The 22,871-nt window shown below is 65.4% G+C and carries 18 protein-coding genes; 10 read left to right on the top strand and 8 right to left on the bottom strand.

Features of this window, described 5'->3' with window-relative positions; genetic code table 11:
* Positions 1-62: 62 nt before the first annotated feature.
* The 3 genes from SIDU_RS18410 to SIDU_RS18400 all read left to right on the top strand — a co-directional run bounded on the left by SIDU_RS18410 (position 63) and on the right by SIDU_RS18400 (position 1,323).
* Complete coding sequence (locus tag SIDU_RS18410; protein WP_007684467.1) at positions 63-245, top strand: Flp family type IVb pilin; 183 nt, start codon at positions 63-65, stop codon at positions 243-245.
* A 5-nt stretch (positions 246-250) separates the two neighbouring features.
* Entirely contained in the window at positions 251-673 is a 423-nt protein-coding gene (locus SIDU_RS18405; RefSeq protein ID WP_007684468.1) for a TadE/TadG family type IV pilus assembly protein, read from the top strand.
* Between the two features lie 116 nt (positions 674-789).
* Entirely contained in the window at positions 790-1,323 is a 534-nt protein-coding gene (locus SIDU_RS18400; protein WP_007684469.1) for a hemerythrin domain-containing protein, read from the top strand.
* Between the two features lie 121 nt (positions 1,324-1,444).
* Here the strand turns inward: SIDU_RS18400 and glf are convergent, their stop codons facing one another.
* The gene (gene glf / locus SIDU_RS18395) at positions 1,445-3,691 is read right to left on the bottom strand and encodes a UDP-galactopyranose mutase (protein ID WP_007684470.1); all 2,247 of its coding nucleotides are present in this window, start codon (positions 3,689-3,691) and stop codon (positions 1,445-1,447) included.
* A gap of 304 nt (positions 3,692-3,995) precedes the next feature.
* On the opposite strand from glf, the gene SIDU_RS18390 reads away from it, so the two are divergent.
* Together SIDU_RS18390 and SIDU_RS18385 are read left to right on the top strand one after the other, a co-directional pair.
* Positions 3,996-6,230, top strand: a complete 2,235-nt coding sequence (locus SIDU_RS18390) for a sugar nucleotide-binding protein (protein WP_007684471.1) — start codon at positions 3,996-3,998, stop codon at positions 6,228-6,230.
* A gap of 234 nt (positions 6,231-6,464) precedes the next feature.
* A complete protein-coding gene (locus SIDU_RS18385; protein ID WP_007684472.1) occupies positions 6,465-7,532 on the top strand; it encodes a cellulase family glycosylhydrolase in 1,068 nt (355 codons plus the stop codon).
* 115 nt (positions 7,533-7,647) lie between these two features.
* On the opposite strand, the gene SIDU_RS18380 is transcribed toward SIDU_RS18385, so the two are convergent.
* Complete coding sequence (locus SIDU_RS18380; protein ID WP_007684473.1) at positions 7,648-7,860, bottom strand: hypothetical protein; 213 nt, start codon at positions 7,858-7,860, stop codon at positions 7,648-7,650.
* A 301-nt stretch (positions 7,861-8,161) separates the two neighbouring features.
* Between SIDU_RS18380 and sorA the strand changes: the two genes are divergently transcribed.
* A complete protein-coding gene (gene sorA / locus SIDU_RS18375) occupies positions 8,162-9,382 on the top strand; it encodes a SorA family sulfite dehydrogenase catalytic subunit (protein WP_007684474.1) in 1,221 nt (406 codons plus the stop codon).
* Positions 9,379-9,693: a SorB family sulfite dehydrogenase c-type cytochrome subunit gene (gene sorB / locus SIDU_RS18370; RefSeq protein ID WP_007684475.1), complete on the top strand. Its 315-nt coding sequence runs from the start codon at positions 9,379-9,381 to the stop codon at positions 9,691-9,693. The genes sorA and sorB overlap by 4 nt, the downstream gene beginning before the upstream one ends.
* Positions 9,694-9,771: 78 nt before the next feature.
* On the opposite strand, the gene SIDU_RS18365 is transcribed toward sorB, so the two are convergent.
* The 5 genes from SIDU_RS18365 to SIDU_RS18340 all read right to left on the bottom strand — a co-directional run bounded on the left by SIDU_RS18365 (position 9,772) and on the right by SIDU_RS18340 (position 16,364).
* Positions 9,772-10,770 carry a ParB/RepB/Spo0J family partition protein gene (locus SIDU_RS18365; protein ID WP_007684476.1) on the bottom strand — a complete coding sequence of 333 codons (999 nt, stop codon included), beginning with the start codon at positions 10,768-10,770 and terminating at the stop codon, positions 9,772-9,774.
* Between the two features lie 94 nt (positions 10,771-10,864).
* The gene (locus SIDU_RS18360) at positions 10,865-12,082 is read right to left on the bottom strand and encodes an autotransporter outer membrane beta-barrel domain-containing protein (protein ID WP_007684477.1); all 1,218 of its coding nucleotides are present in this window, start codon (positions 12,080-12,082) and stop codon (positions 10,865-10,867) included.
* A gap of 191 nt (positions 12,083-12,273) precedes the next feature.
* Positions 12,274-13,665 (bottom strand): hypothetical protein, encoded by a 1,392-nt coding sequence (locus tag SIDU_RS18355; RefSeq protein WP_007684479.1) that lies wholly within the window; start codon positions 13,663-13,665, stop codon positions 12,274-12,276.
* Positions 13,666-14,075: 410 nt separating this feature from the next.
* The gene (locus SIDU_RS18345; RefSeq protein ID WP_007684482.1) at positions 14,076-14,636 is read right to left on the bottom strand and encodes a 2OG-Fe(II) oxygenase; all 561 of its coding nucleotides are present in this window, start codon (positions 14,634-14,636) and stop codon (positions 14,076-14,078) included.
* A 48-nt stretch (positions 14,637-14,684) separates the two neighbouring features.
* Positions 14,685-16,364, bottom strand: a complete 1,680-nt coding sequence (locus tag SIDU_RS18340) for a ShlB/FhaC/HecB family hemolysin secretion/activation protein (protein ID WP_233431915.1) — start codon at positions 16,362-16,364, stop codon at positions 14,685-14,687.
* 449 nt (positions 16,365-16,813) lie between these two features.
* On the opposite strand from SIDU_RS18340, the gene SIDU_RS18330 reads away from it, so the two are divergent.
* From SIDU_RS18330 to SIDU_RS18315, 3 genes are all read left to right on the top strand, one after another.
* The gene (locus tag SIDU_RS18330; RefSeq protein ID WP_007684484.1) at positions 16,814-17,089 is read left to right on the top strand and encodes an HU family DNA-binding protein; all 276 of its coding nucleotides are present in this window, start codon (positions 16,814-16,816) and stop codon (positions 17,087-17,089) included.
* A 753-nt stretch (positions 17,090-17,842) separates the two neighbouring features.
* Complete coding sequence (locus SIDU_RS18325) at positions 17,843-18,712, top strand: Ros/MucR family transcriptional regulator (RefSeq protein WP_037510531.1); 870 nt, start codon at positions 17,843-17,845, stop codon at positions 18,710-18,712.
* 1,331 nt (positions 18,713-20,043) lie between these two features.
* Positions 20,044-20,973: a hypothetical protein gene (locus tag SIDU_RS18315; protein ID WP_025772815.1), complete on the top strand. Its 930-nt coding sequence runs from the start codon at positions 20,044-20,046 to the stop codon at positions 20,971-20,973.
* A gap of 695 nt (positions 20,974-21,668) precedes the next feature.
* On the opposite strand, the gene SIDU_RS18310 is transcribed toward SIDU_RS18315, so the two are convergent.
* Complete coding sequence (locus SIDU_RS18310) at positions 21,669-22,871, bottom strand: replication initiator protein A (protein WP_007684498.1); 1,203 nt, start codon at positions 22,869-22,871, stop codon at positions 21,669-21,671.

Raw genomic sequence — 22,871 nt, 5'->3', positions numbered from 1 at the left:
GGCGCGCGGTCCCCCCTCATCGTGCGCCGTTGGTCTTTTGCAGAGGGGATTGGAGGACAAGGATGAACAAGTTTTTAGGTTCGCTGATCGCGAAACTGGCGCGGGATGAAAAAGGCCTGACGGCGGTGGAATATGCCGTGCTGGGCGCGGTGGTGGTCGCCGCCATCGTCGCGGTCGGCGCCAATTTCCGCACGCAGCTCGGCACCGCCTTCACGACGATGTTCAACAGCGTCAATCCGGGCTGATCGCGATGCCGGCGCGGCGGCTGCGGACATGCGAGCGGGGGCTGGCGGCGCTGGAATTCGCGCTGCTGGCGCCTGCGCTGCTGATGCTGGTCTTCGCGGTCGTGCTCTATTCCTTCTACTTCGCCGCGCTGATGGGCGTGCGCCATGCCGCGGTCGAGGGCGCTCGCGCCGCCGTGGCGGGGCTTTCCACCACGGAACGCACGGCGCTGGCGCAGGGCCGGGCGCAGGCGGTGATCGGCGGCTATGGCACCCTGCTCGCGGCGGGCGGCGGGCCGGTCGTCACGGCGGGGCCTGATGCGACCGGGACGTTCCGGGTGCGGGTCAGCTATGACATGAGCGGCAGTCCGATGATGCGTTATGCGGCCTTCATACCCATGCCCTCCCCCACGGTGAGCGCCAGCATCGTCGTCACGAACGGGAGCTATTGAAGGGGACGCCCCTTAAACCTGTGTTAGCGGCCTTCCGCTTTGGTCCGCCGTTCAGGAACCGGAAGCGCGGTGCCGCGCTTGCATGGGAGTCACGCCCATGAGCAGAGGAGAATCCCATGTCCGTCATCGACAGGTTCGTCGCAGCCGTCACGCCGCCGGAATCGGAAGAGGACCGCGCCCGCGCAAGAGAGAAGGCGCGGGCGGCGGCCGGGGCGGGAGACTGGCTCGACCAGATCCTCCAGCATCACCAGCAGATCGAAATGGCCTTCAGCGAAGCGGAGGCGGCGATGGACGCGTCCAGCCGCACGCGCGCCCAGCGAAAGCTCGCCGCGCTGCTGACGGCCCATTCCAGCGCGGAGGAAGCGGTCATCTACCCGCAGCTTTCGCACGACCACAAGACGCATATGGCGATGGCCTATGAGGAGCAGCAGGCCGCCAAGGTCCAGCTCGCCCTGCTGGAAGCGCTCGATCCGCTGGGCGACGATTGGGGCGAAAAGCTGGAGCATATCAAGGGCGCGGTCGCCCATCATGTCTATGAAGAGGAAAATGACCGCTTCCTTCACCTGAAGGAGGAAATCCCGCCGGCGGATCAGGAACGGATGACCACGCGCTATCAGGAGGAGATGGCGCGTTACGACAGCGGGCTTTAGGTTTCCAAGCCGACAGGATCATCGGCTGACTCGGAAAAGGTGGTAAAACAAAGGCCTGAAGCGGCCGATCCGACTACATCGGATCGGCCGCTTCAATGTCGATCCTTTCCCGCTTGGTGAGTCACCCCGCCGAGGGGCGGGGCTGCGCGGCGGCCGCGAGGTGGGCGGGCACGGTGCGGATGGCGGGGGCCTTCGTCATCCGGCGATAGGTCGCCAGCGCCTGTCCCACCACCTGGTCCATATTATAATAGCGGTAGGTGGCGAGCCGCCCGACGAAGGTGACGTCGGTCTGCGCCATCGCCAGCGCTTCATAGCGTTTGAAGAGTTGCTGGTTTTCCGGGCGGGGGATCGGATAATAGGGGTCGCCCTCCGCCGCCGGGAATTCATAGGTGATGCTGGTCCCCGGCACCTGCTGCCCGGTCAGGTACTTATATTCGGTGATCCGGGTGTGCGGCACGTCGGGGGACGGATAGTTCACGACCGCCACGGGCTGGTATCGGTCGACATCCAGGCTGACATGCCGGAACCTAAGCGAGCGGTAAGGCAGCTTGCCATAGCGATAGCCGAAATATTCGTCGATCGGGCCGGTGAACACCAGATGATCGTGTGGATAGGCGTCGCGCGCCTCGCAATAGTCGACCCCCAGCAATATGTCGATATTGGGATGATCCAGCATCCGCTCGAACATGCGCGTATAGCCTTCGAGCGGCATCGCCTGGAACCTGTCGGTGAAATAGCGATCGTCTTTGCTGGTGCGCGTCGGCACGCGCGAGGTCACCGCCTTGTCCAGTTCCGACGGATCGAGACCCCATTGCTTGCGCGTATAGCCCTGGAAGAACTTTTCATAGAGTTCCCGTCCCACTGCCGAGATCACCACATCTTCGGAAGTGCGGACGACCGACACCGGCTCCGCCTGCGCAGCGAGGAAGGCGGCGGCCTCCTCCTCCGTCGCCAGGTCCAGGCCATAGAGCATGTTGAGCGTGGTCCGGTTGATCGGCATCGGCACCAGCAGGTCGTCCACCGCCGCCAGCACGCGATGTTCATAGGGCCGCCATCGGGTGAAGCGGGAGAGATAGTCGAATATTTCCTGCGAATTGGTGTGGAAGATGTGCGGGCCATAGCGGTGGATGAGGACTCCGGCATCGTCCAGCTCGTCATAGGCATTGCCGCCGACATGCGGGCGGCGGTCGACCAGCAGCACCTTCCTGCCGCCGTCGGCGGCCAGCCTTTCGGCCATGACGGCGCCCGCGAAGCCCGCCCCGACGACCATCGCGTCATAATGCCGCGACGGGCCGCTTTTCCAACTGGTGGGCGACACGATGGGATGGGCATGAGCGCCGCGCGAGATCGTTTCCCTGATAAGGCGGCTCATCTGCTGGAAACTCTTGTCCCAGGACATGCCGGCCAGCACCTTGTCCGCCTCCGCCAGCCAGTCGCCGCCGGAGCGGGAAAGGGCCAGCGCCGCATCGCAGGCGCGGATGAAGGCTTCGCCGCGCTCCGCGATCCGCACCGCCTCGATCTGTCCGTAATGGCGGATGACGTCGGCGATGGGCGTCGACACGACCGGCTTTCCGGCCGCCAGATATTCGGGCGTCTTCGTCGGGCTGATGAAGCGCGTCGCGTCGTTGATGGCGAACGGCATCAGGGCCACGTCCCAGTCCGCGACGCAGCCGGGCAGGTCGTCATAGGAACGGCCGCCCAGGAAATGGAGATTGGGCCGGCGCGGCAGGTCCGCCTCTCCGATCTTCACGACCGGGCCGACGATCTCCAGATCCCAGCCGGGGCGCGCATCGGCCAGCACCGCCAGCAGTTCGACATCCATCCTCTCGTCGACGACGCCGTAGAAGCCCAGGCGCGGGCGGGCGTCATCCGGACGCCGGATCGGGGCAGAGCGGGCCTGGGCGAAATGCGCGGCATCGACGCTGGAGGGAAAGGGATAGACATGGCCATGCCGGTCCTTCTTCGCCTCATAAAGGCTGTAGCCGCCCGTGAACACCAGGTCGGCCTGGGACAGCAGGCGCTGTTCCAGCGGCAGCAGTTCGGGCGGCGCGCCCTTGAAATTGGCCAGCTCGTCCATGCAGTCGTAGACGATGCAGTCAGCCATGACATGTTCCGAAAAGGGCAGCATCATGGGGGTGTAGTACCAGCGCACGAACGGACCGGATTCGCCCGTCAGGAACAGGTCGAGCAGGTGCTTCGAATTCTCGCCATCCTCTTCCCGCGCGCCGTCGGCCGGCAGTTGCGGCGTGATGACGATGACGCCGCTGGTGGCGCAGACGTCGATATGCAGGTCCGGCTCCGGCAGGCCTTCGACAAGGCAGGGTTCTTCCCAGAAGAGGACGCGGGATTGGGCGGCGAAGCGACTCATCAGATGCTGGGGACGCTGAAAGACGAATTTCCACCGCAAATGACTGAAGCAGAGAATGGTATGCGCGCCGTTCGACGGAATTGATCCAGATTCATGCCAAGGGGAAGACTGGGTCTGGACCATATTACGCAACCTTTCTGCGGTGTGAACATTGATCAAACCACGACGGCGAACGGTCCGTTCCTTGTCCTCTATTGATCCAGGTTGCTGGGATGTCGCAATTCTCCGCTTTTCACTTGATCGAAGTTCAACGAGCCAAATAATCGACCGATCATCGCGCCCGCCATTGCAACGGAGGACCGGAATGACCATGCAGCCGCAGCTATGGGGTGGTCTGGAATGCACCGTGAACCGCGTCCACGACCGTTACCAGGACCAGGTCCGGGCGACCGGGCATCAGGACCGGGCGGAAGACCTGGACCGGCTGGCGATGCTGGGCATCCGGGCGATCCGCTATCCCGTCCTGTGGGAGAGGGTCAGCCCGCGCCATCCGGACGAGCGCGACTGGCAATGGACCGACGAACGGCTGGGGCGGCTGCGCGACCTTGACATCCGCGTCATCGCCGGGCTGGTCCATCATGGCAGCGGCCCGGCCTATAGCGGCCTGCTGGAAGAGGGTTTCGCAGCCGGGCTGGCGCGTCATGCGGGGGCGGCGGCGGAGCGCTATCCATGGATCGCCGACTGGACGCCGGTCAACGAGCCGCTGACCACCGCCCGCTTTTCCGCCCTGTACGGCCATTGGTATCCGCATCATCGGTCCGAACCGTCCTTCTGGCTGGCGCTGCTGAACCAGATCGACGCCGTTCGCCTGTCGATGCGGGCGATCCGGCGGGTCAATCCTGCCGCGCGGCTGATCCAGACCGACGATCTGGGCCGCAGCTACGCCACCGCATCCCTTCGCGAACAGGCGGGGTTCGACAATCTGCGCCGCTGGGCGAGCTGGGATCTGCTCTGCGGCATGATGACGCGCGAGCATCCGCTGTGGGAGCGCCTTTCGGGCTTCGGCTTTCAGGACAGGCTGCGCGCCATCGCCGACGATCCCTGTCCGCCGGACATCATCGGCATCAACCATTATCTGACGAGCGACCGCTTCCTCGACCACCGGCTCCACCGCTATCCCGCGCATAGCCATGGCGGCAGCGACACGCAGCTCTATGCCGATGTGGAGGCCATCCGCGTGCTGGAGCCGCCGCCCCAGGGGCTGGAGGGCGCCCTGCGCGAGGCATGGACCCGCTATGGGCGGTCGCTGGCCGTCACCGAGGTCCATAATGGCTGCACGCGGGAGGAGCAGTTGCGCTGGATCGCCCAGGCCTGGGACATTGCCGGTCGGCTATGCGCCGAAGCGATCCCGGTCGAGGCCGTCACCCTCTGGTCGTTGCTGGGCAGTTCGGGGTGGAACAGCCTGCTGACGCAGCCGGGCCATTATGAGCCGGGCCTGTGGGACGTCAGCAACGGAACGCCGCGCGCCACGGCGCTGCTGCCGCTGGCGCGGGCGCTGGCCCGCGGGGGTGAGCGCCCGATGCTGGCGGATGGCGCGGGCTGGTGGCAGCGCGCCGTGCGGATCGTCCATCCGGGCGTGGCCCGCCCCGCATCGATGAAGGCGCATCTGGCCGGGCGTTCGCATAACTCTGCGGCCAGTCCTTGTTCGGACCATCTCTCTTCGGTCCGCCCGCTGCTGATATGCGGCGCGACGGGAACGTTGGGCCGGGCGATGGCGCGGGCCTGCGCGCTGCGGAACATTCCCTTCATCCTGACATCGCGGGCGGAACTGGACCTGACGGCGCCGGAGACGGTCGCCGCCGCGCTCGACCGCATTGCGCCCTGGGCGGTCGTCAACGCCGCCGGCTGGGTCCGGGTGGACGAGGCGGAAACGGCGCGGGACGCCTGCCTGACCGCCAATGCGCGGGGAGCCGTGGCGCTGGCGAAGGCGTGCGGGGATCGCGGCGTCGCGTCGCTTTCCTTCTCCAGCGATCTCGTCTTCGACGGGAAGAAGGGCGCGCCCTATGTCGAGGACGATCCGGTCGCGCCGCGCAACTGCTATGGCCTCAGCAAGGCGGAGATGGAAGAAGGGATCGCCGCGCTGGGCGCCCCTCACCCGTCCGGTCGCCACCTGATCATCCGCACCGCCGCCTTCTTCTCGCCCCATGACGATCATAATTTCGCGGTCGCCGTGGTGCGGTCGCTGAGGCGCGGAGAGACCATATTGGCGGCGGAGGACCTGATCGTGACGCCCACCTATGTGCCGCATCTGGTCGCGACGTCGCTGGACCTGCTGATCGACGGCGAGGCCGGGCCATGGCACCTGACCAATGGCGAGGCGCTGTCCTGGGCCGATTTCGCGCGCCGGATCGCGATGAGCTGCGGCTGCGACCCCTCGCGCATCCGGGGCGTTCCCCACCGGACGCTGGGCTGGACGGCGGAGCGGCCCGCCAATGCCGCGCTGGCCAGTCGCCGGGGGGCGCCGCTGCATTCGCTTGCCATGGCCATCGATCATTTCGCGGCGCATCTGCCAGGGGAGATGATCCGGCAGGCGGCATAAGACCATATCCGGCTTGGCGATTATGCTCGTTTCGCCGTGGTATTTATTTCGACTTCATAACCAAAGGGCGGATTGGCGTACTATAACGTAAGTGTAATGAAGAAGTGCTATAACATCTTCTCAAAAGATCGAAATTTCCTCTTACTCAGATCATATTAATCTTCTTGCCCTATAGCTGAGCGATGTTAATGGCCGCCTTCAGGGCGGCAATAGAAGCGGGTCTTGAGCGGGCATATGGGCAATCGTTGGACGCCGGAAGCGGCGCATCGCTGGTTCGCGCGGCAACCATGGCTGGTCGGGTGCAATTTCACACCCTCCAACGCCATCAATCAATTGGAAATGTGGCAGGCGGGCAGCTTCGACCTTGCCACCATCGACCGCGAGCTGGAACTGGCGGCCTCGGTGGGGATGAACAGCGTCAGGGTCTATCTGCACGACCTGCTGTGGCTGGACGACGCGGCGGCCTTCCTGGCGCGCATCGACGCCTTCCTGGCGGTGGCGGACCGTCATGGCATCCGCACCATGCTGGTGCTGTTCGATTCCTGCTGGCATCCCGAACCGGCGCTGGGGCCACAGCCCCAGCCGCGCGAGGGGGTTCACAATAGCGGCTGGGTCCAGTCTCCAGGCGTCGCCGTGCTCCGGAATCCGGACGAGCATGCGCGGCTGGAGGATTATGTGCGGGGCGTGGTCGGCCGCTTCGGACAGGACCGACGCGTGCTGGCCTGGGACATCTGGAACGAGCCTGACAATGGGCCGGAGGTCGCGCTCTGCGACCCGGCGGCGCTCAAGGCGAAGGCCGATCTGGTCGTGCCGCTGCTGGTCGAGGCGTTCGGCTGGGCGCGGGCCATGCAGCCGATGCAGCCGCTGACCAGCGGCATCTGGCTGGGCGACTGGTCGGCGCCCGACCTGCTCAGTCCGATCCAGCAGGCGCAGACGTCGCATTCCGACGTCATCTCCTTCCACAATTACGGCATTGCGGAAGATTTCGCGCAGCGCGTCAAATGGCTGAAGACCATGGGCCGTCCGCTGCTCTGCACCGAATATATGGCGCGCCCGGCGGGCAGCACCTTCCAGGCGATCCTGCCCATCGCGAAGGAGGAGCAGGTCGGCACCTTCTGCTGGGGCCTGGTGAAGGGGAAGACGCAAACCCACCTGCCGTGGGACAAATGGGAAAACCCCAATCTGGAGGGGCTGAAGGAAAAATGGTTCCACGATATTTTCGATGCGGACGGCACGCCGCATGACGAAAGCGAAGTGGCCTTCCTGCGGCTCATCAACCGGCTGGACGAAATGACCGCCTGAACGGATTTTCTCCGGGTGGAGGGGCGATGCTGCCTCGCGCCGAGGCAAAGTGTTTCCCGCGACGGAACGTCATCGAAGCGCAGCCTGTTCCTGCGCGGGCAGGAACAGGTCAAATTTAGCCGGGGTTCCGATCCACTTTGCGCAGCGCGTCCAGTATCTCGTCGATGGGGATCGGCCGCTTGTGGCGGGGCGGGCGCCTGACGGCGGGATTGCCCTCCACGGCATTGGCGTCCGAAGCCCAGGATGCAAGGATGGCGCGCTTCACCTCAGGTTCCAACTGGGGATGATGGGCCACTTCGAAGGGGCCTTGAAAATGGGAGAGGGACATGGGCTTGCCTCCTTTCTTCCAATCCTCTCTTCCTTCCGGCGGTGACCGCCACGCGCCAAATTAAGGGCGGGAAAGCATCCATTCAAGGTCGTTTTTTCAGCTAGGCCGGCTCTCCTCATCGCCGATTTGGTTTCCGCCGGGGCAGCGCCGCACCTGCCGGATTGACTGGCCAGCCGCCACGTCCTACCCACAGCGGATCGGCATTCCCACCGGGATGGCCGGGGCAGCCAGACTGCGCACCGGACAACCGGCCGCATCCATTCCGATCATCAGAGTGCAGAAAGATGCAGGCAGGACAGCCATGGCGGACGGACGGACCATGAATGGGGTGGATCGGCGCGGCCTTATCGCCGCCATGGCGGGGGCGCTGTTGCCGGTATCCGGCTGGGCGCGGACCCGTGGCGGCTACGCCGCCCTGCCCTTCGACAATGGCGAGCGGCCCCTGGTCCGCTATCCTCAGAAGCGGGCGCTCATCGGTCTCACCACGCGCCCGCCGCAGCTTGAAACGCCGCTGGCCCTGTTCGACGGGCCGATCACGCCCAACGATGCCTTCTTCGTGCGCTATCATCTTTCGGATCTGCCGCTCGACATCGATGCGCGGCGGTTCCGGCTGGCGCTGGGCGGTCATGTCGAGCGGCCGCTCTCCCTTTCGCTCGCGGAACTGAAGCGCGACTTTCCCGTGCAGGAGATCGTCGCGGTCAACCAATGTTCCGGCAATGGGCGCGGCTTTTTCGAGCCGCGTGTCGGGGGCGGGCAGCTGGGCAACGGCGCGATGGGCAATGCCCGCTGGCGCGGCGTTCCGCTTCGCGCGCTGCTGGACCGCGCGGGGGTGCGCGCCGGGGCGCGGCAGGTCACGTTCAACGGACTCGACAATCCCCAGGCCGACGGCATTCCCGACTTCGTCAAGGCGCTGGACGTCGACCATGCCCGCGACGGCGAGGTGATGGTCGCCTGGGCGATGAACGGGGCGGACCTGCCCTTTCTCAACGGCTATCCGTTGCGTCTGGTCGTGCCCGGCCATTACGGCACCTATTGGATCAAGCATCTGCATGAGATCAACGTCGTCGACGCGGCCTATGACGGCTATTGGATGAAGACCGCCTATCGCATTCCCGACAATGATTGCGCCTGCGTCGCGCCCGGCGGCAAGCCGGACAGGACGCGGCCCATCGGCCGGCTCAACATCCGGTCCTTCCTCACCAGCCATATGTCCGGGGCGCAGGTGGCCGCGGGCAAGCCGGTGGCGCTGTCCGGCATCGCGTTCGACGGCGGATCGGGAATCGCGCGGGTCGACATCTCCGCCGACGGGGGCGCAAGCTGGCGGCAGGCCGAACTGGGCAAGGATCTGGGCCGCTACAGCTTCCGGTCATGGCGGTCGGCGCAGAGCCTGGCGCCCGGCCGCCATCGCATCCTCGTCCGCGCGACGGGCCGGTCGGGAGAGGTCCAGCCGTTCGATCCGCTCTGGCAGCCCGCCGGCTATATGCGCAATGTCGTCGAAGCCGTGGAGGTCGTCGCCCTGTGAAAGCGCTGCTGCCCATCGCCCTTCTCGCCGCGAGCGGTGCGGCTGCCGCGGGCTATCGCCTGCCCGACGAACGACCCATTGTCCTGCCGCCCGGCGACGGCGCGGAACTGACGGCGGCGACCTGTTCCGCCTGCCATTCGCTGGATTATGTCACCACCCAGCCACGCGGCAAGGGGGCGCAATTCTGGCAGGATAGCGTCGGCAAGATGATCAAGGTCTATGGCGCGCCGATCGAGCCTGCCGATGCCGAGCGGATCGCCGCCTATCTGGCCGCCACTTACGGCCGGAAGGAGGCCGCCGGGCCTTCATAGACGCGCCGGCATCAATGGTCGCGGGCTTTTTGCGTATACGCAAAGTCGCCTGTTGAGGCTCCGGAAACGATCGCGGTCCTATTGCATGACCGGCGCGGCGCGGGCCGCGACGATGGTTTCGCGCAGCCGCGCCAGCAGTTCGTCCAGATCGGCATCCTCCGATATGCTGAGGTCGATGGTCAGACCGCCGCTTCGACCGGGTCGGGGGCGGCCGATGCGCGCGCCGCCCGCGACGATCGCCATGTCGCGCGCTTCCTCCAAAGGCTGCGGCGTGGCGGCATCGCGCAGCCGGGCCAGCACCGTCGCGGGGGAAAGCATGCGGCCGCCATCCCGCGCGAGCGCCTGTTGCTGTTCCCCGATGGACTGCGCTTCGACAATCATGCGCGCCCGCTGGTCCGGACGGCGCAGCAGCGGGGTCAGGATTTCGGAATAGCGCACGCGCAATTCATCGGGAGTGGCGAAGGCGTTCACCACCTCCTCCGGCAATTGCGCCAAGGCGAGCAGGCGGCTTAGCTGGCTGTTGGAAAGGGTGAGCGCTTCGGCCATGCGCGATTGCACCCCGCCGTAGAAGCGTTCGACCGCATGCTGATAGCTGCGCGCCCGGTCCAGTTCGCTGATGTCCGCCCGCTCGCGATTTTCGATGTCGGCAAGGCGGAAGGCTTCCTCGTCCGACAGGTCGACGACCAGGGCCGCCAGCCGCATTTCCGGCCGCCCATTATGGTTGAGCCAGTCCACCGCGAAACGGCGGCGGCTGCCGACCAGAAGCTGGTAGGGCCGGTCCGAACCCGGCGGATTGAGGCGCACGAGGACGGGGATGCGGTTGCCGCCTTCGCTGGCGATGGAATCGATCAGCGACCGGCAGCCGTCCGCCGTCAGTCCCGGCTGGTCGCGCGGATTGCCGTCCCAGACCGAACATTCGTCCGGCTGGATCGAAATCGTGCCGCGCGATCCCGGCCCCTTGTCCGCGAAAGGCGCGAGCCGCTGGTCGAGGCGGCTGAGCGCCTGCTGATCGGCCGGGCCCCTGCCGGCGGGTTCGTGGGAAAGGGTCGCCAATATGTCGCGGATGAAGCGGGCCATGGATCACTTCCTTTGCGTGAGCAGGCCCACGCAATAGCGGGATATGCACGATTGTGGCGCGGAATCCGGTTCGTTTCGGAGCAATCCCTTTTGCCTAGAAACGCCGTCCGACCGTCAGCGCCGCCGCGTGGACATGGCGGTCGGAACCGAACTCGCCCGCATAGCCCAGGCGGAAGGTGGTGCGGTTGTTCCAGGTCGCGCTGATCCCGGCATTCACCAGGCCCGCGTCACGCGCCAGCCGGGTGGGGCGCAGCGTGAAGATGGGCAAGTCGCGGGTGGCGAAGCGGGCCTCCATTCGGCTGTCGGGGCGGCTGCGCAGTTCGCGCTGCCATTGCGCCTCGACCGAGGGGCGGAGGGTCCAGCCGCCTTGCGTCGCATTGGCGGAGATGCGCGCGCCCAGCGCGCCGCGAAGCGATCTGGTGCGGAAGGCGGCGACCTCCAGCGCGGCGGGTCCGCCATTTTCGACGAAGCCGCTGACATCGGCATAGCGATGGTGCAGGCCGGCGAAGGGCTGTATCCGGACCGGGCCTGCGCGCAGCATCGCGCCCGCCTCGCCGGATGCGGCCCAGCCGTCGCCGTCCACGGGCGCCACCAGCCGCCCGGTAAAGCCCGCCCAGCCGATTTGGCGCCGCAGCTTATATTCGGAGAGCGTATAGGCCGCCGTCGCGTCGACATAGAAGCGGCCGTCGCTATAGCTGGCATAGGAACCGATCTGGCTGTTGAACTGGCTGATGCGGGGGCGCCGCGCCGGGTCGAGCCGGGCGTCGATGCCGTCGATGCCCAGGGTCGCGCCGACGATGAGGCCGGGCACGGGCTTCACATCGACGGCGAAGCGCAGCGACCGGCTGTCGGATTCCGCTTCGGGGCGGTCGACGCGCGCCTTATAGCTCGCCTGCTTTATCCCTCCGCTCAGCATCACGGTGATGGTGCGGTCGCCGCTGGCCGGAACATCGGCCGGCGCATCGATGGCGATGCTGCGCCGTTCGGCCAGCCAGGAGCGGATTTCCCGGTCGGCGGCGTCCATCGACTGGATCGACAGGCGGGGCAGCAGGGAATAGCTGCGCGGCGAGAGCTGGCCCAGCGCATCGGCACGCGCCGCGGCCGTCGGCAGGGCGTCGATCGATGCGAGCATGGCCGCGCGGTCGCCGCCGGGTGCGCCCGTCGCGGCGTCCAGCATCGTTCCCACCGCGGTTTCGCCCGGGGTTACGGCATAGGGCGCGTAGGGACCGGCCATGGCGGGCTGGGCATTGAGCAGCAGCAGGGCCGCAGCGCCATCGATCAGGCGGCGGATGAAGAAAAGGCGGTTCGGCAAGATGATATTCCCCTTTGGCGAAGATTTTTGCGTGAACGCAAAGCGTGCCGGCCTGCGTTCGGAATCGGTTTGAGGAGGCAGTGCGCCCACTGCCTCCTCGCCCCCGCCCTTCCCCCGGGGGCTATAGGGGGAGAGCATCGTCGGCGTGCGGTCCGCCATGCATGAGGACCATGGCGGGCCGCGCCGCCGCGTCAGTTGCCGCCCCCGAGCAGCCCGCCGAGCAGGCCGGTCACGGGCGCCGTGGCGGAACCCGATCCGGTCGCCGGGGCCAGCGCGCCGTTCAGCAGGCCGGTGACCGGGGCCAGGGCATTGCCGCCGGTCCCCTCCCCTGCTCCCAGCAGGCCACCGGCCAGGCCGGTCACGGGCGCGAGCGGGGAACCGCTTTCTCCTCCGGGCAGCGTCGGGGCCAGGCTGTTGACGGTGTCGAGCAGGGGCGCGGCGACGCTGTCGACCGTGCTGGTGGCGGCCGCGACCACGGGGGCGACGGCGCTGGTGACCTGAGTGACGGTCGCTTCGGCCTGCGGGCCAAGGAGACCCCCGGCCAGGTTGCCGACCGGCTGCAATCCGGCCTCTACCTCGGCCGCGGTCGTCGGCACGGCGATGTCGACCAGATTGCCCTGCGTCAGGACATCGACCGTCGCCAATTGTCCGGCAGCCGCGCCGCCGTCCGACGGCAGCAGGTTGACCCCGACAAGCGTGCCGGGCGTGGAGGCGCCGGTCAGGACATTGCCGCCGACATTCGCGCCGACAAGCGGTCCGCCCAGTGCGGCGGAAGGATCGCCGCCGACGCCGCCCAGAGCGCCGGTCAGGCCGCCCACCGCATTTTCGACCAGCCCCGTCACGGGCGCGAGGACGCCATTGTCGCCCACCAGCGGACCGGTGACGGGCGAGAGCGCGCCGTTGACCGTGTCGAGCAGCGGCGTGGTGAGCTGGCCGACCGTCGAGGTGACGGCCGCCACCGTGGGGGAGAGACCGTCGGTGAGCTGCGTCACCGCTTCCCCCGCCGGTGCGCCGAGCAGGCTGCCGGCGAGCGTGCCCACCGGCGCCAGCCCCTGCTGCACGCCCTGGGGCGTGGTCGGCAGGGCGACCTGCGCGACGGTGCCGTCGCCCGTCAGCAGATCGACGGTGGCCACGCTGCCGGTCGCCGGGGTGTCGCCCGGCAGGACGTTGACGTCGATCAGCGATCCGGGCCCCGTGGGTCCGACCAGCGGCTGATTGCCGATGGACGCCCCGATGATCGATCCGCTGCTGGTGGGGCCGGTCGGGCCGGTGGGACCAGTCGGACCGCCCGGGCCGGTGGGTCCGCCGGGGCCTGTCGGGCCAGCGGGTCCGGTGGGACCGGCCGGGCCGCCCGGACCCGTGGGGCCGCTTGGGCCAGTGGGACCGGACGGTCCGGTCGGGCTGGTCGGGCCAGTGGGGCTTGTCGGACCTGCCGGGCCGCTGGGACCGGAAGGAGACTGGCCGCCCCCTGCCCCTATGTCGAAACCCACGCCGTCGGCGCAGGCGCTGAGCAAAAGAAGAGGTATCGCCGTGGCGCACAGCAGATAGCGCCGTCCCGACCGGACCGATCCATGAAGTGGCATTGCAAGACTCCCTGTTTTCCTGCGAGCAGATCGCAACGGGAGCACGTTAAGCCGGGCAGTGCTTATCGCCGCGTCAAGAAGAAACCAGTCTGGTCAGAACGGTTTACTTCACCCATCTTCGTCACAATTCGACACGCAAAAGCATGTCGCGGCCCGCGCAAAGCCGCGCAAGAGATAAGGCAATCCCCGCAACAACCGGCTTTTACCTGGCTTCCCGACACTTGCTTGTCCGCAAAGCCGGGTCAGGGCCGCGCAAGTCGCCCTTGGCGGGATTTCTTCCGATATGGCTCATTTTCGCGACCGAAGGCATCGGTCGCCGCTGCGATCGGCACGCATCCATCCTGCCCGCGCCCCATCGGCGCGGTTCCTGGCCAAGGGTGAGGATGGAGGATCGTGCCGTCAGGTGCGGCTCACCGCCATCTGGGCCCTTCGATCCAGCTCACCAGGCTGCGGCGGAGGCCCTTGGTCACCGGCAGTACGCGATGCTGGAGGAAGGAGGGGAAGATCAGCATGCTGCCCCGCGACGCGAAATTCACGCCCGGTTGCTGAAGGCCGAAAAATTCGAAGGCGCCGCCCTCATATTCATCCGGGTCGGACAGTTGCACCACGACCGACAGCTTGCGATCGAAGGGACGGGAGGATTCCAGCCACACATCCTGATGCCAGTCATATTTGCCCTGCGCGCGGCCGTGATATTCGGTATATTGCAACTCAAAGGGGCCGGCGATGTCGATCCCGAAATTGGTGCGGTTGGAAGAATGGACGAACTGCATCAGCCGGTCGACAATGTCCTTGTCGCGATGGACATCCAGCCAGCTTATGGTGGACGATCGATAGGCATGATCGCTGCGCACTGCCTGCGCGAAGCCGACGGTCGCGCTTTCCGGCTGATAAAGCGCCGCGCGCTTGACGATGGCGTCGCATTCCGCCCCAGTCAGGGCCGCGGGCCATACCTCCCACACATTGTTCATTGTCTTGCTTCCCGCTTCTTTGTTTTTGCGTATCCGCAAAAGGACGGATCAAAATGCCCGCCCTACCCCGAAGAAGAATCGCGCCTTTCGGCTATGGCCCGGGTCGGGCCGCTTGACCGGCACGGCCACCTCAGCGCTGACCCGCCATTTGGGGCCAAGGCCCAGCCGCACTCCGCCCCCGGCCGATGCAAGGCTGTAGTTCCGCGCCGCAAGGCGGTAGGCGGGCCGCGCCGTGCCATGCGCCAGCGCCCCGTCAAGCGCGACGAACAGCGCGCTCGCCTTCAGCAAGGGCGATCGGGCCGGCAGCGACCACGAAAGTTCCGCGCTGCCGGCAACGGCCTGTTCCGCCGTCAACGTTCCGGTGCGGAAGGCCATGCCGGCGCCCCGGCCGCCCAGCGGAAAGCGCTCCGTCACCGGAAGATCGTCCTTCGAATATTGGCCCTTGATCGACGTCCTGAGGCTGAGCTTGCCGCTGATCGCCTTCACCGCGACGGCCTGGACATTGACCTTGGTGAAGCCGGTTTCGGAAAAGCCGGCAAAGGGCCTGGCGCCCAGGGCGTCGATCCCCTGGCTGACGACCGTGGAAATCGCATAGCCGTCCCGGGCGTCGGCGCGGGACCAGGAAGCGCCCAGGCGCAGCGCCCGCGACCGATAATCGCCGAAACGGATGTCGAGGAAATAATTGTCGCTGTCGATGCCGTCGAGGGACGCCGTGACCGACAGCTGGGACTTTGTCGACCGTAGCACGGGATAGCTGAGCGTCAGGCCGGCCAATGTCGCCTCACCCGTCGTCCTGCTGTCGCGCGAACGGGTCTCGACATGGGCGGCCTGCGCGGCCAGGGTCAGGCCGTTGCTGCCGATGGGGGTGGCGTGGCTGAGCGAATAATATTGATAGCGGTCGGGATTGAAGGGCAGGTAGCCGGCGATGCGCGTGCTGTCGCCTTCGCGGACGAGGCCGTTGACCGTGACCGACATCTGCGCCTGCACGCCCTGCACGACATTGCTGACCCCGCTATTGTCGATCGTCAGGCCGATCTGCACCTGCTTGCGCTTGACGATGAGGTCGATCAGCAGGTCGCCCGGCGCGCCCGACTGCCGCAGACGGGCATCGACCGTCTGTCCCGGAATGTCTCGCAACAACGCCAATGTCCGTTCCAGGCTGCTCTTGCGCAGCGGCGCGTCCCGCATCAGCCGGCGCATATGCGCGGCGATCAGCCCGGCGGGCATGCTGGGCGACATGCCCGCAAGGCGATAATCCGTCACCCGCCCCTCGACCAGACGGATGGTCAGCACGCCGCCGCTCGGCACCTGGGGCGGGATGGAGACGGAATAGAAGGCGATGTCGCTCCGCGCATAGGTCGCGCTGATCGCATTGGCGATGGCCTGGAGCGTCTCGCCCGTCAGCGGATGTCCGATATAGGGAGACACGGCAGCATCGAGGAGGGCGGCGGGCACCGTCGTTCCGCTATAGCGCAGCCGCGTCAGCAGGGTCTGGCCTGCGGAGGAGGCCGCAGGCGCGACCTGGACCGACGGCGCAGGGCGCGGCGCGGCGACGGGCGGCGACGCGATCTGCGGCTCGAGCCGGTCGGTACGGTCGCGATCGATGATCGGGGCTGCGCTCTGCTGGCCGGGCGCTGCGTCCTGCGCGGCCGCCGGGACCGCCAGCATCAGCCCCAGACCCGTTGCAACCGCCCATGCCGCGCCCCTGCGCCACCCCATCCCCGCCATGATCCGCCGCCACCTGCCCCCACGCCATCCCGGCCGCCAATGGGCCGCTGCGCAGAAGGATGGGCGAAAACGACCCGACCTTCATCTGCAACCGGGACCGGATCGGTTATATCTGCAAGCCTTTGTAAAATATCCGCGCAGTGCCGAAGCCCCGCCTTGGCCGATCCGCCCAGGCCGGCATCGCCTTGCGCTCGGCAATTGCGACCATTTTGGCGGAACGGACGCCCGCCCTGCCCTTGCCCCGGCCCGAACGCCTCCTCGCGCCGGGGAGATCAGAGTCGCGGCGGAGCGGAAATGCCCCCAAAGCTCCCGGTCGGGCATGATTTCGGCATCGCAAAGCGCCAATAACGCGATTTTGCTGCCGATTTTCGCTGTTCGCCGATCGCAAAGGGGCTGGTTGAGCGCGAAGAGACAGGTTAAGACCATCCGTCCACGAAAGGGAGATCACCATGAACAATACTGAACTCGCCGAAGCATTGGCCGCCGATCATGGCCTGACCAAGGCCGATGCGCGCAAATATGTCGACGGCGTCTTTTCCGCCATCGCCGGCGCCGCCGCGAAGGGCGAGGAAGTGTCGCTGAACGGATTTGGCAAGTTCAAGGTCAAGGACCAGCCCGCTCGCGAAGGCCGCAACCCCTCGACCGGCGCCGTGATCCAGATCGCCGCTTCGAAGAAGCTGACCTTCACCCCGGCCAAGGCCGTGAAGGACCAGTTGAACGGCTGAAAATGGCCCCGGCGGCCGCACCTGGCCGCCGTCCCAATCTCCGCCGACACATGATCGGAAGGATCGGCCCGGATGAACGGGACGGCACCCCTCCCTTGATCGAATGGCGCGCCCCAGCCGAACGGGCGGGGTGCGCCATATTGGCAGGATCGATGCCTGCCCTCCCCCTCCCCATCTGATGCAGGTCCGCGATCTTTGCGCGGTTTAGACCGATCGTCATGGAGTGTTCTGCCGGGATGACGGGAAGCCCTTTTCCGTTCTTCCCGCTGTGCTGCCGGATGAAACCGACCGGATGGATTGCGTGAAACGCAATCACATCGCCGCGTTTCGCATTTGCCATTGCACGCCCGCCGCGCCAATTGGCGAGTGCCTTTCAGGCATCCTCTCCTAACTCATTGGGCCGGTCGAAAGACCGGCCTTTTTTTTGGTCCACCGGAAACATGTTTCGCGGCGGACAAATATTGCCTTGCGCTGGCCGAACACTGGTAGGCACGGCACGAATATAGATCAATATTCCGGCTTTGCTGTATGGAGCGTGATGCTTGCGCAATGTAACTGACGGACCATGGACGAAGATGGTCTGCTACATGGCTCGGAAGCGCACGATAAAGCTGTGCCATCCCGAAACAAAATGCGCTCGTTTGTTCCTGTTCGACAGCATGCGACTGGGCTGTCAAGTTGTTTCGGATTTACATTTCACGCAAAACCGCTCAAAAGGCCCTCTCTATTAATCGAAGATGGGAAGCGGGGCCAATGTCTGAAAACAACCAGCCTGACATCACGACGCTCACTGTTCAGCTGGTGAGTGCCTTTGTCTCCAACAATAATGTCGCGAGCGAAGGTCTTGCCGATCTCATTCGGACCACCCGCCTGGCCTTGACTGATGATCTTGCCGCAAAGCCCGAAGATGCGGCGGCGCCGACTTACACGCCGGCGGTGTCGGTTCGCAAAAGCCTGTCTTCGCCGGAGCATATTCTCAGCATGATCGACGGCAGGCCGTACAAGACGCTGAAGCGCCACCTTGCCAGCCATGGCCTGACCCCCAATGAATATCGCGAACGCTATGGGCTGCCGAAATCCTATCCGCTGGTCGCGCCCAACTATTCGGAAGCGCGGCGTGCAGTCGCCACGAAGCTCGGCCTGGGCAAAAAGCCGGTGAGCGTCAAGAAGCCGGCCGAAGCGGCTCCTGCTCCGGCTGTCGCCGCGCCGGCGGCTGCAAAGCCCGCCGCTGCTCCCAAGGCAGCGCCCGCAAAGGCGGCGCCTGCCAAGCCGGCCGTGGCGAAGACGCCCGCTCCCAAGACTGAGGCAACCAAGACCCCGGCAGCCAAGCCCGCGGAAGCGAAGGCGCCCGCGGCAAAGCCCGTGGAGGCCAAGCCGGCGGTCGCCAAAGCGCCCGCCGCAAAGGCGCCTGCCGCAAAGCCTGCCGCATCGCGCAAGCGCCTCTCCATAGCAACGCCGTCTGCACCCGCGCCGAAGAAAGACGCCGCTCCTGCCGCCAAGCCCGCCGAAAAGGCGGCGGCAGGCAACAAGCCCGCCCCGGCTGCCAAGGCGCCCGCCAAGCCCGCTCCCAAGAAAAAGCCTGCCGCCAAATCCAGCAAGGCGACGGCAGCTGAAAAGGCCTGATCGTCAGATTGGCGGACGTGCTTTCATTCATCATGAAAGCACGTCCGCCTTTTGACGCCGCATTTCCGGGCCGGGCAGTCCGGTTGCCGATCAAGATCACGCTCCGGCCAGCGCAAATGTTGGTCGGGCGTTTTCCTTGATGTCAATTGGACAGATATTCGGCCATGGCCCGACAATCGGGTCAGGTTCATCTTTCGGATTGTGCCGAAAGAAGCCGGTTGCCGAAAAAATGATGGCGGGAACAAGGCAATCCCGGAGGGTAGCAGGACTGTTCAGCTAATCTATTTTCTTTGTCGGGATTGACCCATCGCCTTCTCGAGAACTTGCAGCGGCATGTTTCGGTTTTTCCGAGAACCTTCACCGTCAATTGAAAATAAATGGCTCATTCAGGACATCGTCCCAGCGTGCTGATGGGTGACGGGCTTTGTTATACGTCTCTGACGGATTTTTCGCTGCTCGCTAGCCTATCTTCGGGACCATTTATGGATGAAGATTTACGGCTTTTAGAATTTAATCTGATCCGCTTCATGACCAGGCAGCATGGACAAATTCGAAAATGTCGTGAAATGGCCATGAGCGGTCATTACCCCCACCGTCACCCCGGACTTGATCCGGGGTCCCGCTTTTGCCTCTACACCGCGCCCAGCCCAAGGCAGCGGGACCCCGGATCAAGTCCGGGGTGACGAATAGGGGGAGAGGTGACGAATAGGGGAATGGCCCCTCCCCACCCAAATCACTCAGTCCGGCAAGTCTTGAATTTGTCCACGCTGCCTAGGCTTCAATATATCAACCCGATCTTCGACGGTGATGCCCAGCCTTGAGGCCAATGCCATCCTGTCTCGCAGTTATCCGCCGCTTGGCGCTTTTTCCCATTGCCAGGCTTCATCTTCCCTGGCGCTCGATCTAGCGTTCACAGCTACGCCAGCGGCCATTGCCCAAAATACAGGCAGGCTGGGAAGCTCACAGGAAAGAAATTCGCCCCGCTGACGGGCCAACCTATACTGGACTCCCCTGCGGCGCCTGACGAGCCTCCGAGGGCGAAATAGGCGCATTTCCTGTTCTGTTCCCTTTTGCCAGGTGGTAAAGGACTCCCTCTTGCCTCGGCAGGCCAACGCCACCTGCAAAATAAGCGCGGTCGTCGCGCAACGCATTTCCTCCCATCGCGCGAGAGGATGTCGAATGATGCTGGCGGGCATCGCCTTGCTATGGCATATAGCTATGGCCTAAAGGGTCGCCTCAAAACGGGCAGGCGCCATCTATCCACCGCCATCCCAGCATGTACAACCAACCATATTATTTGGTTGTAGTCCATCTTGCGCTATGACCGGGAAATGCACGATTTTTCAGCCTCGCCGGATCATGCCCTGCTTGTCCTGGGGCGGCTGGACGGGCGGCTCTGCAACAGCCCGGCGGCCGACATCTGGCTGGCCAGGGCAAGGCTGAAGGGCGCCTCCATGCTGTCGGGCTTTGCCGGGGTGCCGGTGTCGGTCGCGGAGCTTCAGAACTGGATTTGCGGGCGGACGCCGCCGCCGCGCCATAGCGAGGGTCTCAACGATCCGCTCTCCGTCGCCGCCCTCTTCCATTTTGCCCTGTCGGCAAGCGACGATCGGGATCCGATCGCGCGGGCGACCCTCAATATCTCCCGCACGCTGCTCGATGACAGGAAGGAGGCTGGGCTGTGGGCGCCCGAGGATCTGGTCCGCTTCGGCCCGTCATGGCGGATGGCCCAGATGCTGCTGGAGGCCCCCTACCCTGCCGGCACCTTGCTGGGGATCGCGCAGCGGCTGATAGATGCCAGAGGGAGTCTCGACGCGCCCGTTACCGAGGGTCATCTGGTGACGACGGCGGACGGGCGGCAATGGCGCATCGATCCGCGGCGGTTCGATATGGGCTGGGTGCTCGCCTGCCATCTTCCAGGCGCGCTGCTGGCGGCGGGTCTCAGCCTGCGCCGCTTGCCCTCGCTGGTGGGGCTGCCGCGCTTCATGCCGGACGATGCTGGTTCATTGGCGAAAGCGATTGCGGCCATGATCGCCCGGCAGGCAGGGCAGGGATTGATCGAACTGGACCGGCTGGAGGCGAAGCTGGCACGGTTGCCGAAGGAATTGCGAGTGACGCGACGAAGCAAGGCCCCGCTGCTCATGCGGCTGGAACTGGCCTATCCCGGACTTGGCAAGATGGCGGTCGCCCGTTTGCTGGGCATTTCGCACCAGGGCGCGACGAAGCTGGTTGCGCAGGTGGAGAGGCTGACGGGAGGGCATTAGGAAATGGAGCCTTTGTCCATCCTGCTTCATTTTCCAGAAAACATCGTGCTGCTGTTATAAGGTTTCTAGGAAAGTTAAAGAGTTAGCGGCTGAGAGTTTCGGCCCGAATCGCCGGAATCGCACGAGTCGGCCTTTGCGCCGCGTTCCCATAAGGTCGATTGTCCGTTCCTGTAATGTCGACGCTGGCGTTCCCGAAATGTCGGGGAAGCGTTCCTGAAGAGGCGAAGACCGTTCCCGGAATGTCGAGGCTCGCCATTTGCGGTGGGGGGCGCTTGGCGGATTGAATCATATTGGGCGGGGGTGTCGGGAAGGACGTTCAAATTCGGCGGCGGATCGGGTGCATTGAACTGTCGTGCGCGACAGCGGGGTCCGCCATATCCGTACCACCCGACACTTCGGGAACGCTCTAGCCATGGGGCAAGGCAGAGGGACGGTGGGTCTGACATCGAGCGGCGGATATGAGACATTTTTCTCGTCCGGCATCGGAAAATGCGGAGACAAGAGAAATCGGAGCGCGATCCGCTGCAATCGCAATCTAAGCGGACCGCGCTCTAGGGTGTATCGACATTCAGAAGATGGCGAGCCGAAAATGGTGGTTTTCCGTGACCCGGCGCGCAGCCTACTCAAAGTAGGTGAGCACCGGAAGCACGGAAAACCTCTATTTGCAGGCCGCCAGGGCTGAATGTCGATACACCCTAGAGACGGTGCCGGTTCTTCTCATGGAAGCGGCGGACGAAGCCGATGAACGCCTTTTGATAGTTGACGGGCGTACGTGCGGGATCGGCGTCGAGCCAGTCGCGGAATTCCTGATGGAGCGTCTGATAGTCCCAGCCGGGATATTCGGCGCGCAGGGTCGCCATGGTCGCGTCGGTGATCTCGCCGGCGCTGGCTTTGGCGGACATGCCGGCCAGGGTTCTGCGGATCATGCCGCCCGCGTCGACCAGCATGTCGGCATCGGCCGGAGGGTGGCGGACTGCGCCGTTGTTGTGGGTAGCGGCGGCGGCCGACTGCGGCGTCGCGGCCGTCCGCCGTGAAGTCGTCGTCGGGGGAAGCGGATCGGATTGGGGACGGCGGCGCATGCGGAGCGAGGGTTCGCGCTTGCCTTCGGGCTGTTCCAGCTCGACCGTATAGCCGGGCAGCGGATCGCGTTCGGCGATCCTGGCGATCTCGAACTTGAAGCGGCGATAGGCGCCCTCGGCCCCTGATTTTTCGAACAGGGTGGGCATGGAGATGGCGAAACCCCCCTCCCCTGCCCCGCCGGCATGTTTGCGCGCCACCTTGTAGAGCCAGCGTTCGCGGCCGCCGGTGAGGTCGAAATAAGCGCGGTCGATGCTGAGCACGCCGCCCTGCATCAGCACGCCTTCATAGAACCAGTTGCTGAGTTCGATGGTCATGCCGCGGGAGCGTTCGGTGCGTTCGTCGACCAACTGGGTCCAGCCGTCCAGCCAACTGAAGGTCGCTTCGCGGCGGTTTTCGGCGCGGATATTGGTCTTGATCGTGGTGGAGACGAGCCGGTCGAGCGACTGGCCGAGCAGTTCATAGGCGCGGCCGGTGGTCGGGCGGTGGATGGCGCGCAGCAGGTCATAGGGCATGAGGTGCAACTTGCGCGGGACGTCGTTGAGGCCGCGGCGGGCCATGTCGGCCAGGACAGAGGCGCAATAGATGAGGATGTCGGCGTCCCAGATGGTGGCCATGCCATAATCGGGATTGGCCGAGACATGGACCCAGGCCTTGCCGTCGGGAGAGGTGTAGTCGATCGGCTTGACGCGCTTGGTCTTGGCTAGGCTGAAGAAGGGGCGCTCCATCATCTCGCGCTGGTCGCGCAGCGGCATGTCCGCGATATAGGGGAGGAAGAGTTCGAACTGGTCGTTGATCTGCGTCCGGGCGGCGCGGGTCAT

This window comes from Sphingobium indicum B90A (assembly GCF_000264945.2).
Lineage (GTDB): Bacteria > Pseudomonadota > Alphaproteobacteria > Sphingomonadales > Sphingomonadaceae > Sphingobium > Sphingobium indicum.
This window is presented reverse-complemented; position numbering and strand designations above follow the sequence as displayed.